Consider the following 9,807-nt stretch of genomic DNA (forward strand, 5'->3'; position numbering starts at 1 on the left):
ATGTTTTCTCCTTTATTTAAAGGCTTTTTAATCTTTTATCCGTCTCTCTGTTTTTCAACGTTCCCCCTCTTTCTCAATTTATTCATCCTTTCTGATATTCTTATTTCAATATTTTCCTTCAATTATAACCACTTAGCTTCCCTCAGTTAAATACGTTTCATTTCCTCTGATCCTAGATTCTTCTAAAATGATGTTCTCCCCTCTTTTTTCATCTCGTTTTCTTATCTTCTCAATTCTTTATAATCTCTCCCCCCTTTCTAATTCACGCCCATCGTCATGGTCTCAAACAAAAAAAACTCTGAACTGACCTTATCAGTTCAAAGCTTCTCCCGATCAGGATTCTGCAGCGTTGCATGCAGCAGTTCCAAATATTCGTGGTACAGACATTCAATTTCCTTTTGATTGAATGGTGATTCTTTTCGTTTGATCTTGCCGATCAGCACGTCCATTTCTTTTTCCACGGCGTGCTTCAGCGGTTCGCTGTATCCCATTTCGCGGCCATGCTGCTCATACTCGTCTTCATCCAAAATTTCAATTCTTCCGTCCGGAAACAGCTTTACATCTAAATCATAATCAATATTCTTGATCGCCTCGCCGTCATATAAACTTGGAGAAGCGAGATTACAGTAATAATAGATGCCGGTTTTCCGAATCATCGTGATCACGTTGTACCAATGATCAGGATAAAAGAAGCAAATCGCTGGTTCCCGTGTAAACCAACGGCGGCCGTCAGCCTCGGTGACCCATGTTTTATTGGTTACGGCAATCACCCGGCGCGGTCCAGCTTCAATGACGAAGCCCTTGGCCCATGTCCGATGCAGCGAACCATCATGCTTGAAACTCTGAATGTAGACTTGTGATCCCACCTCAGGCAGCATGTTGATTCACCTCATTTCTTGTTTTTACAAAATCTTTTTTATTATACCTCTTTTTAGTCTGGACGAAAAGAGGGGAATCCCGTCGGATTGATCCTTCGGTTCGATCCGCATAAATCTTTCCGCCCTGCCCATACTGTCAGCAGAAAGGAGGCTGGATGATGAAAACACCGCCAAAAATGCTTTCACCGAAAGACTGTTCTTATCTGGCAGACCTGTTAGAAACGCTGCTGACCACAGCCAAGAAAGCAGAGGCTTACAGCCAGAAGATCGAAGATACGCAAGTCAGCGACTTTGCCGCTCACTACTACGAAACCCTGAAAAGTCAGTATTCCATTCTGACCGATGAATTGAAAGGAAGTGTCAACGAATGAACAGTCAGGAAGTCATGAATCCAAAATCTGAGATTTTACCCGACGAGAAACGTTTTAATGACCGCGACCGGCTGAATGATTTGTTGATCTCGATCAAGCATATTACCTACATGTATTCCTTAGCTTGTCAGGAAGCCAGCAACAACGAGCTTTATACCAAGCTCTTCAGCTTATTTCAGGAAAGCAGCCAGCTGCAGCGAAAAAATTACGATCTGATGTTTGAAAAGGGCTGGTATAAGCTGGAAAAAGAACAAGCCCAGAAAATCGACACAAAGCATCAAACCTTTAAATCAGAAGAAAGTCAGCTGAGCTGAATTTCTCTATTCTCTCCCTTATTGAAAATAAAGAAAAACCGCTGATTTGAGAAGCCTGCGAGCGCTCAAATTCTGCGGTTTTTTTGTAATCAAAGCGGCTGATTGCTGAGTTTTTCGATTCTGATCTAATTGCAGACAGGACTTTATTTCTTATTCATCAACGGTTTGATGCGCGGCATGACCAACGGCAGCAGAACCAGACACAGGATCGCCGTCGGAATCATGTAAGTCGCATTGTAGACCAACGAAGCCCACGGCGCCGTTTCCCAAACAAGGATTCCAGACAGCGTGCTGGAGATCAGCCGGACAAGGTTGGTGACAAGCACGCCGGAATAAAACCATTTGTAATTAGGAAACAGGCTCGCCAGTCCGTAAACGGAAAAGGCGAAGAAATAGTCGAGCAGAAAGCCGACCAGATCCGGAGTATACATCGGACCGGTGACATACTGCAGCAGAATCGAAAGGACGGCAACGACCGTGCCTTTCTGCCAGCCCAAATGATAGCTGGCCATTAACAGCGGAATCACTGAGACGCCAAGCGAACCGCCGTTGGGCATCTGAAGAATTCCGAGCGTGTTGACGGCGACGTCGAGTACGATAAATAACGCAGCGTACAGCGCCATGTAGACGAGATCTTTGGTTGTCCATTTCATAAAAAAACACCTCCAAGTGTGAGGCGTAAGGAAAATCAGTAAACTCCCTACGCTAGTTTTACCTAGATCAGGTGATAAGGGTTTGTTCCATCGTTGGATCTCAGCATTTGCTCCCCTGTTCACGGATCTTATTATAGCACAATCTAAACTGAAGCGTTCCTTTTTTATGACGATTCTTGTAAAATAAAGAAAACGGAGGAAAATGGGATGAATGAGAATTTAACAACAGACCTAGATACGTTGCTGGATAACGCCAAAGCCTTATGTTCTGGAGAAACGGATCGGATCTGCTGCCTGGCTAATCTCAGCGCGCTGATCATGCAGAGTATGCCCAGGATCAACTGGGCTGGATTCTATCTGATGAAACAAGGCGAATTGGTCCTGGGCCCCTTTCAGGGAAAACCGGCCTGCACGCATATCGCCTTAGGCAAAGGTGTATGCGGAACCGCCGCACAGAAAAATGAATGTTTAGTCGTTCGTGACGTCCATCAGTTTCCCGGTCATATTGCCTGTGATGAAGCCAGCCGCAGTGAAATCGTCGTACCGCTGGTATATCAGTCCGAAGTCGTCGGCGTTCTGGATATCGACGCTCCGATTCCCGACCGTTTCGGGTCGGTGGAGGAAGCCGTCCTGCGCGAGCTGGGCGCCTGGATCGGTGAATTATTCGCTCTTGACTAATCGATTCGGTTCCTGGCGTTCCCAAATTCGAGGTGAAAATAGAATTTAAAAAGTATTGGATCAATAACTGTAATTATCCGAGCATTTAAAAACAGCGGTGCTTATCCCGCTGTTTTTTATGTTTTTACTTCTATGATTTTCTGTGCTTCCAGACTTTCATCATCTTGCTTGGATAGAAATCGCTTGATTCTTTCTTCTTTAAAAGAGCGTCGGCTGGAGATAACGGGCGTACGGGTGTTCCTTAGCAAAATAGCGAACCGCTTCATCAATCGCGGCGTCGGCTTTGAAAAGCTTCAGATCGGCCATGCCGGCCTTTCCTTTTTTAACGAAGCCTTTTTCTTCCAGCCGTTTACCGGCCTTATTGAATATTTCACTGTCGATATCCAGATCCAGATATTTCTTCCACATCCGCTTGCCTTCCAGCTCTACGGCTGCGCCGCGCAGGATCACCGGCCGGATTTCGCTGCGGTATTCCGCTAAATGCAGCGCTGTGCAGCGAGTGTAATCGACGCCCATCAACAGCACGGAACCTTTCAGCTCATATAGCCGAGCGGCCGGGGATTCCTCCGACAGTGGAAAATGCAGCGATTGATGATTGCAGAGCAGCTTTGCGTATTTGCCCCAGGCGACATAAGCGCAGTTGGGATGATGGGAAATCACGATTCCCTCGCGCCGCCGCAGATTCTCAACGATCGCTCCCATCCCCCGGGTATCTGATTCTTTTTTATTAAACGCCGGCATTTGTTCGCGCACGGCTTTGATCAAATGTCGTTCGATCGGCGGATTTTCCCAGGCCGAAGGTTCGGTGTTGTCCGAACATTGCATCGCCATCAAAAGCGTACCGGAATACCCGACCGCTTCGATCAAAGCGTTAACGACGGTTTGCGCACCGCCGCAGACATAACCGAACGCACTGAGCGACGCATGAACTTCCAGGATCATGCCGGCGCCGACGCCAAGTTCTTTAAGCTCTTCTAAAATTTCCTTCTGCGTTATCAGCTGTGATATCGCTTTTTGTGGTGTTTTCATCCGGCCATTCTCCTTCGTTGACTTGCTTTCTTATTATATCACGCAAGCGCACGTTTTATAAAGAGGGCAGCCGACAAAAAGGAAGCCCTTACGGACTTCCTTTCATCAATTCGACAAAGAACAGCGGAATTTTGTTCAAATGACGACACAATTATGAAAACCGCGGTCACTTTCCGCCTGCGCCAGACGCTGGGCTTCTTCCAGCGGCGTGATCGTCCGGCCGCAGAATCGCAGTCCTTCCTCGCATACCCCAAAGGGCCGGTAGCGCAGCAGTTTGTAGCGGATTTTCCCCTGCAGCCTTTCATTAACCCCCCGCACGGTCTTCTGATTTTGTTCAGAAAATTCAGGCAGCAGCACCGTGCGGACTTCTCCCAGCTTACCGGCCTCAAGCAGCATCGTCAGATTATCAAGCACCGGGCGGTTGGACGCGCCGGTGAGCTGACGATGAAAGTCGTCGTCGATCGCTTTCATATCAAGCATAACGCCGTCGCACAGCTGCAGCAGCTCGGGATATTGCCTAAAATCAAGGATTCCATTGGAATCGATCAGGCAGGTTTTCCCGGCCGCCTTGACAAGACGGAAGAATTCCGTCAGAAAATCGGCGTAAAGCATACATTCCCCGCCGCTGACCGTAATCCCCTGAATAAACGGGAAGGTTTCCGCAACCCGATCCAATAACGCTTCCGGCGTCAGCTCGCTGACCTTGCACGAAGCATGATGGGGACAGACATGGATGCATTGATCGCAGCCCACGCAGCGGCTTTCCTCCCACACGACTTTCCCTGCATGCAAAGTCAGCGCTCCGGCCGGACAGCCGGCGACGCACTGGCCGCAATGATCGCAGATCCGCCAGGTTTCCGGATTGTGGCAATACGCGCAGTGCAGCGGACAGCCTTGGAAAAAGATCGCGCAGCGGTTGCCGGGACCGTCGACGTTGGAAAAGGGAATGATCCGATTGATCAGCGCCTTCATTGTTCCCGCTTTTCCACCCGGCGGTCGAGCGCATTGCCTTTATCACGGGCTCCCTGACCGAAAATGCTGACATTATTCAGCGACTGCTTGTGCTGATCGAGCTTCGCCAGTTCGCTTTTCTTAACCAGATAGCCGGTCACGCGGACGACGTCGTTATTCTCAAGATAGCCGGAGAAATAGCGCATTCCGCTCGCCATTGCGCCTTTGATGATATCGCCTAGAGCTTCCGGAGTGTTCAGCCACGTTTCCTCAAATTTAAAGATATCGCCAATCCCGGTCGGGAAAAAGCCGTGCATCCGGGCTGCGTGCTGAATCTGTTTCAGCATGCCGGGTTCCGCACCGACCGGAATCCGCGCGCCCGGAGAGTTCTCGCGGCCGTCGGAATCGATCCCAACCTGCGCGTGCAGGCGGAAGTGGTGATCGGTACCATCGCAATAGGCCGAGGTAAAACCCGCCACCAAATCGCTTAAGCGTTGTAAAATCTTGACGCCCAGATCATCCGCCTGAACGTTGTTGCCATAACCGCGCCGCGGATCCTCGATCCCCAACAGATGGTTAACGCATTCCGCCAGCCCGACCATGCCGAACATCCCGGTGAAATTCTCAAGCTTGACAAAGCCTTCGGTAACTAAGAAATTGGCTTTGAAGAACGCACTGGTTTCGACGATGAAACGGATCCGGTCTTCCATCATTTCCAACATGATCTGCACATAGCGCGGCAGCACGTTATCCAGGAAATCCTGCGGATCCTTCGCCTTCAGCGAGCATTCATACAGCCGGATCCGCGGCAGCGTGAACCCGCCTCCGCCGACCTTCAGGCCATTGTAGCAGGAAGCGATCGCGTAGTTCTCGCCCCATTCGCGCGTAAACATCGCGTGGTTGGCAAACGACGGCTTGGCAGTTTTCAGCATGCACAGCGCGCAGCGTTTCAGAAAATCGTCGCTGGTCTGCTGCGAATCGTATTTCAACGTCAGATTCGGCATCGCACACTGCATTTCTTCCGTCAGCTCCAGAATCAATTCGCCGGTGCGGCTCGCCTGCGGCCCGAGATCGGCATGCACAAAGGAATCGGTCAGCGTGCGGTCGATGTGCAGCAGAAACATCTTCAGAATCTGTTTTGCCCGCTGCGGCGTTTCTTTCAAAACAAACGGCTCCAGCAGCTCATCGAGATTGCCCAGATACACTGGAAACGAGGTGATCGAAGGCACATGATGGTACATGATCAGCAAAGCGTTGGTCGCTTCCAACAGATCCTGCGGCGGCGTCAGACCGAGAAACGGGGAACCCTTTTCCATCAGCTGCTTATAATCCGGACAAATATAGCGCGGACGGTAGGGTGCCAGACCTTCGCCAAGATCGCAGAAAATGCCTTCGCGCTCACCCTGAAGATACTCCGGGGACCGCTGCAGCGTGTCGTCCATGTTTTCCGCCAGACGAGCCAGGGCAAGCAGCTGTTGTTGGTAAGTCAAAGTTTCGTCACAAATAATATTCAATACTTCTTCCATCATCGTTCTCCTTTTTCTTTCTTTATTAAAATTGGATTTCGCTTGCGGTCAGGCCGCAGAATATCGAAAGAGAAGGTTAAACCTGGTTCAGATCCAGCCAGCGGCAATGCAGCCGGCTGCGCCATAGCGTGAGCGCCTGCCGGTTCAGCAAGGGGCTGACGGACAGCGGATCGCTTAAGGTCAGCGCCGCCCCGGCCGCCGCGCATTCCGCCGCGTCCGCAATCGAAGCGCCTTGGGTGCGTAAGGAAACATAGACCGCAAAGAAGCAGTCGCCCGCACCGGTCGTGTTGACCGGTTCAAGCGGATCGAGCGTCATCAGAAGCCGCTGTTGTCCCATTCCGACCGCCGTTCCCTGCGCGCCCAGCGAGAGCACGGTTTCCTCAACGCCCTGCTCCGCGAACCAATCCAGCGCGGCGCGGATCTCTGCAGGCGTTGGAATCGCAAATCCGCACAGCCGTTCCGCTTCCGCCCGGTTCGGCTTGAAATAGGTCAGCCGATTCAGAACCGGCCGGGCTTTTTCACTTTTGGACGCGCTGAGCGGATCCATGGCCAGCGGACAGGGGGCCTGATCGGCAATCCAGTGGATCAGTTCAGGATTCAGATTGGTATCCCAGATCAACAAATCCTCGGGTTGAAGCGAATTCAGCACCGGGCGCAGACAAGCTTGATCGAGTTGGTTAAGAATCGTCATGTCCGCAATCGCGCTGTGCAAATCGTGATCAGGATCCAGAATCGCCAGAAAGGCCGAGGTTCGCTGATCCGGAAGGGATTGAACCCAGCGCATGTCTACGCCGCACGCCTGTCCCTGTTCGAGGATCCAGCGGCCGAAACTGTCGTCGCCGACCACACTGACCAGACTGACGTTCTCACCTAACCGCGCCAGATTTTCCGCCAGATTGCGGCCGACGCCGCCCAGCATGGTCCGGATCGTTCCCGGATTGGAATCCTGCGGGCGCAGCGGATGATCGGCAATTCCCATGATATCGACGTTGGCCCCGCCGATGACGACAAAGCGGCTCATTTCTGCAGACTGCGGTTATGTTCTTCCTGCATTTGCTTTAATTCCCGCTCCTGCAGCGCAACCGCTTTCTCCGCGACAATTTTCTGGGCGAACGCTCCGGACGCCATTTTCAGTGCCAGATTATCAAAGGAAATCTGTTCCGGCGGCGCTTCGAGCGCCAGCTGCGGATCAATTTCCGCGGCCGCTTTCTTCAATTCGTATTCCTGCTGCGTACAAAACAGGTTATACGCGTTGCGCGTGCCGCTCAGATGAGCCTGGTACAAAATACCGACGCGGACCTCCTTGATCGTCACAACCTGCTTGAGAATGGTGATGGCGACCAGATAGGCCAGATGCACGCGGTTGTATTGCTTCTTATGCGGCGCCGGAATCAGATTCAGCTTGACGTAATTGTTGACCATGGCCGGGGTGATGATCTTTTCGTGACTCCGGCCCAGAAGTAAATCCAGATACCGGTCCATCAGCGTCATGACCTGATCCATATACAAGTCGATATCCGGCAGTTCCTCCCACCGGGGAAGATGGACGGCGTTGAGCTGCTGCGCCCACTCTTTCATTTCCTGTTCAGATTGTTTCATTTGTTGACCTCGCTCTTTATTTCGTCTTCCGCACTTCTTCCTTGGTCAAAAGCAGCGGAAACAAGAAGGTGAAAATCCCTGACGGCGCAACCGGAAGAAAAAGCAAGCCGGAAAGGCCGCGGGTTTTCGACATCTTCATTTTATCATAGAACGGCGGCCGGTTGGTTACAAATTTCGTCGTTTTCCACCCGGGTTCGATGGACTTTCAAGGCTGAGTTCACTATAATATATCCGTTATGGTAAAAATAAAGCGAGGAAATCAACCATGGAGAACCCTGTATTAATGTTGGGCGGACTGTGTCTGGACCGGTACTGCCTGCTGAGCCAGTTTCCTGTCAAGGGCCAGGATACGCTGATTCAGGATACGTTTGAACGGATTGGCGGCTGTCCGATCAACGCCGCGTTCACCTTAAAAAAATTCGGATTGGACCCGGTTTTATATTCCGCAGTCGGCGCGGAGTCGATCGAAAAAGTCCAGGCTTTTTTTCACCGCAATGAACTGCCGGCGGACGGACTGTTTGTGATCGAGGATCAAAAGACGGGTTTCTGCATGATCCTGTTGGATGATCAGAAGGAACGAACATTTATGACCTACCGCGGCTGCGAAGGAATATTTGATCCGGCACGGATTCCGGCGTTGAATTACCGCGCCTGCTGCCTGACGGGACTGTATCTGATCTATGGAACAGACAGTGAAAATGCCGTCGCATATCTGCACACCTTCGGCGCCGACCGGGAAATATTCTTCGATCCGGGACCTTTATGCGATCAGATCGATCCGGACCTGTTTGAAAAAGCGATGCGCTTATGCACGCACCTGAAGGTTAACGAAGAGGAGCAGAGACTTCTGGAACAGACGCTGGGCCGGCCGCTGACGGCTTATTTCCAATACCGCATGCGGGCCGTCGTCGTGACCTGCGGTTCGCGGGGCGCGCAGCTGATCCAACCGGAACAAACGCAAAGCTTCCCGGCTCTGCCGATTAAGCTGGCGGATTCCAACGGCGCCGGCGACGCTTTTTTCGCAGGGTATGCCGCATCGGTCCTGCAGGGAAAACCTCTCGCTGAATGCATGTGGATCGCTTCCGCGTGCGGAGCGTTGACAGCCATGACGCTGGGGCCGCATGCCGAAGGCGGCTTAAAAGAGATCCTGCAGCTGCTGCAGGATGCCTAAATTTCCTGTTAACTTGGGATTTCCGTATGATTTCGCGTGAGAAAAGCTGTCCACCGCGCGGCTTTTCTGGTAAAATAAAAACGGAAGAATTAAAAGATAGGAAAAAGGAGAGATGAAGATGAGCAACGAGCTTTCCCATACGATTAAGCTCAGAATTCAGGCGCTGGCCAAAGAACAGGGAATGTCCCTCTACCAGCTGTCTCAGATCAGCGGCATGACTCAGTCGACGGTCAATAATCTGATGAATCGGGAAACGAGTTCCCCGACGATCGCCACGATTAAACGGCTGTGCGACGGATTGGGAATTACCCTGGCGGAGTTCTTCGACACGGACGATTTTATGGAACTGAAAACCAAGCCGACGCCGAAGGAAAAAAATAAAGAAAAGAAATAGAAAAAGCTGCTTCCTGATCCAGTCTTCGGATGGTTCGGGAAACAGCTTTTCTTTTCAGACTTATTTTTAGTTTTGACTATTCTCAATTTATTGGATAACGGCTTTTCTTTTTGCCGGACTGCCGGGTCTTACAATTCCCGGCCGATAACCTTGGCAATCGCACGGCCCTTTTCGATCAGAGAGGCGAACTTCGCCGGCTTCAGCGACTGCGCCCCGTCGCTCCACGCACATTCCGGGCAGGCA

Annotated in this window: 12 protein-coding genes, 1 pseudogene and 1 riboswitch; of the genes and pseudogenes, 5 read left to right on the top strand and 8 right to left on the bottom strand. The window is 51.3% G+C overall.

All coding sequences use genetic code 11. The features are described 5' to 3' along the window. Positions 1 to 317 precede the first annotated feature (317 nt). Positions 318 to 878 carry a DUF402 domain-containing protein gene (locus HOLDEFILI_RS10825; protein WP_006059719.1) on the bottom strand — a complete coding sequence of 187 codons (561 nt, stop codon included), beginning with the start codon at positions 876 to 878 and terminating at the stop codon, positions 318 to 320. 158 nt (positions 879 to 1,036) lie between these two features. Between HOLDEFILI_RS10825 and HOLDEFILI_RS10830 the strand changes: the two genes are divergently transcribed. Beyond that, the gene (locus HOLDEFILI_RS10830; RefSeq protein ID WP_039864804.1) at positions 1,037 to 1,249 is read left to right on the top strand and encodes a hypothetical protein; all 213 of its coding nucleotides are present in this window, start codon (positions 1,037 to 1,039) and stop codon (positions 1,247 to 1,249) included. Further along, the gene (locus HOLDEFILI_RS10835) at positions 1,246 to 1,563 is read left to right on the top strand and encodes a spore coat protein (RefSeq protein WP_006059721.1); all 318 of its coding nucleotides are present in this window, start codon (positions 1,246 to 1,248) and stop codon (positions 1,561 to 1,563) included. The genes HOLDEFILI_RS10830 and HOLDEFILI_RS10835 overlap by 4 nt, the downstream gene beginning before the upstream one ends. 143 nt (positions 1,564 to 1,706) lie before the next feature. Here HOLDEFILI_RS10835 and HOLDEFILI_RS10840 read toward each other — a convergent pair whose 3' ends face one another. After that, a complete protein-coding gene (locus tag HOLDEFILI_RS10840) occupies positions 1,707 to 2,216 on the bottom strand; it encodes an energy-coupled thiamine transporter ThiT (protein WP_006059722.1) in 510 nt (169 codons plus the stop codon). Positions 2,217 to 2,243: 27 nt separating this feature from the next. Next, a riboswitch (TPP riboswitch) is annotated at positions 2,244 to 2,343 on the bottom strand. Positions 2,344 to 2,423: 80 nt separating this feature from the next. Between HOLDEFILI_RS10840 and HOLDEFILI_RS10845 the strand changes: the two genes are divergently transcribed. Beyond that, the gene (locus HOLDEFILI_RS10845; RefSeq protein ID WP_006059723.1) at positions 2,424 to 2,894 is read left to right on the top strand and encodes a GAF domain-containing protein; all 471 of its coding nucleotides are present in this window, start codon (positions 2,424 to 2,426) and stop codon (positions 2,892 to 2,894) included. Between the two features lie 198 nt (positions 2,895 to 3,092). On the opposite strand, the gene HOLDEFILI_RS10850 is transcribed toward HOLDEFILI_RS10845, so the two are convergent. From HOLDEFILI_RS10850 to HOLDEFILI_RS10870, 5 genes are all read right to left on the bottom strand, one after another. Further along, positions 3,093 to 3,923: an AAC(3) family N-acetyltransferase gene (locus HOLDEFILI_RS10850; protein WP_006059724.1), complete on the bottom strand. Its 831-nt coding sequence runs from the start codon at positions 3,921 to 3,923 to the stop codon at positions 3,093 to 3,095. A gap of 135 nt (positions 3,924 to 4,058) precedes the next feature. Then, positions 4,059 to 4,895: a YjjW family glycine radical enzyme activase gene (locus HOLDEFILI_RS10855; RefSeq protein ID WP_006059726.1), complete on the bottom strand. Its 837-nt coding sequence runs from the start codon at positions 4,893 to 4,895 to the stop codon at positions 4,059 to 4,061. Further along, positions 4,892 to 6,400: a YjjI family glycine radical enzyme gene (locus HOLDEFILI_RS10860; protein ID WP_039864806.1), complete on the bottom strand. Its 1,509-nt coding sequence runs from the start codon at positions 6,398 to 6,400 to the stop codon at positions 4,892 to 4,894. The genes HOLDEFILI_RS10855 and HOLDEFILI_RS10860 overlap by 4 nt, the downstream gene beginning before the upstream one ends. Before the next feature lie 76 nt (positions 6,401 to 6,476). After that, positions 6,477 to 7,421, bottom strand: a complete 945-nt coding sequence (locus HOLDEFILI_RS10865; protein WP_006059728.1) for a carbohydrate kinase family protein — start codon at positions 7,419 to 7,421, stop codon at positions 6,477 to 6,479. After that, on the bottom strand, positions 7,418 to 7,999 hold the full coding sequence (locus tag HOLDEFILI_RS10870) for a DUF1836 domain-containing protein (RefSeq protein WP_006059729.1): 582 nt from the start codon (positions 7,997 to 7,999) through the stop codon (positions 7,418 to 7,420). Before HOLDEFILI_RS10870 ends, HOLDEFILI_RS10865 begins: the two co-directional genes overlap by 4 nt. Before the next feature lie 265 nt (positions 8,000 to 8,264). On the opposite strand from HOLDEFILI_RS10870, the gene HOLDEFILI_RS10875 reads away from it, so the two are divergent. Beyond that, on the top strand, positions 8,265 to 9,170 hold the full coding sequence (locus tag HOLDEFILI_RS10875; protein WP_006059731.1) for a carbohydrate kinase family protein: 906 nt from the start codon (positions 8,265 to 8,267) through the stop codon (positions 9,168 to 9,170). 118 nt (positions 9,171 to 9,288) lie between these two features. Beyond that, a complete protein-coding gene (locus tag HOLDEFILI_RS10880; protein WP_050766966.1) occupies positions 9,289 to 9,564 on the top strand; it encodes a helix-turn-helix domain-containing protein in 276 nt (91 codons plus the stop codon). A gap of 128 nt (positions 9,565 to 9,692) precedes the next feature. Here HOLDEFILI_RS10880 and HOLDEFILI_RS20265 read toward each other — a convergent pair. Next, positions 9,693 to 9,807: pseudogene (locus HOLDEFILI_RS20265) on the bottom strand (3-deoxy-7-phosphoheptulonate synthase); the annotation flags it as partial.

Origin of the sequence: Holdemania filiformis DSM 12042 (assembly GCF_000157995.1) — a bacterium.
GTDB lineage: Bacteria > Bacillota_I > Bacilli_A > Erysipelotrichales > Erysipelotrichaceae > Holdemania > Holdemania filiformis.

Excerpts from the sequence above, each read along its gene's own strand:
- HOLDEFILI_RS10825 (WP_006059719.1), bottom strand. The coding sequence starts at position 878 with ATGCTGCCTGAGGTGGGATCACAAGTCTACATTCAGAGTTTCAAGCAT.
- HOLDEFILI_RS10830 (WP_039864804.1), top strand. The coding sequence starts at position 1,037 with ATGAAAACACCGCCAAAAATGCTTTCACCGAAAGACTGTTCTTATCTG.
- HOLDEFILI_RS10835 (WP_006059721.1), top strand. The coding sequence starts at position 1,246 with ATGAACAGTCAGGAAGTCATGAATCCAAAATCTGAGATTTTACCCGAC.
- HOLDEFILI_RS10840 (WP_006059722.1), bottom strand. The coding sequence starts at position 2,216 with ATGAAATGGACAACCAAAGATCTCGTCTACATGGCGCTGTACGCTGCG.
- HOLDEFILI_RS10845 (WP_006059723.1), top strand. The coding sequence starts at position 2,424 with ATGAATGAGAATTTAACAACAGACCTAGATACGTTGCTGGATAACGCC.
- HOLDEFILI_RS10850 (WP_006059724.1), bottom strand. The coding sequence starts at position 3,923 with ATGAAAACACCACAAAAAGCGATATCACAGCTGATAACGCAGAAGGAA.
- HOLDEFILI_RS10855 (WP_006059726.1), bottom strand. The coding sequence starts at position 4,895 with ATGAAGGCGCTGATCAATCGGATCATTCCCTTTTCCAACGTCGACGGT.
- HOLDEFILI_RS10860 (WP_039864806.1), bottom strand. The coding sequence starts at position 6,400 with ATGGAAGAAGTATTGAATATTATTTGTGACGAAACTTTGACTTACCAA.
- HOLDEFILI_RS10865 (WP_006059728.1), bottom strand. The coding sequence starts at position 7,421 with ATGAGCCGCTTTGTCGTCATCGGCGGGGCCAACGTCGATATCATGGGA.
- HOLDEFILI_RS10870 (WP_006059729.1), bottom strand. The coding sequence starts at position 7,999 with ATGAAACAATCTGAACAGGAAATGAAAGAGTGGGCGCAGCAGCTCAAC.
- HOLDEFILI_RS10875 (WP_006059731.1), top strand. The coding sequence starts at position 8,265 with ATGGAGAACCCTGTATTAATGTTGGGCGGACTGTGTCTGGACCGGTAC.
- HOLDEFILI_RS10880 (WP_050766966.1), top strand. The coding sequence starts at position 9,289 with ATGAGCAACGAGCTTTCCCATACGATTAAGCTCAGAATTCAGGCGCTG.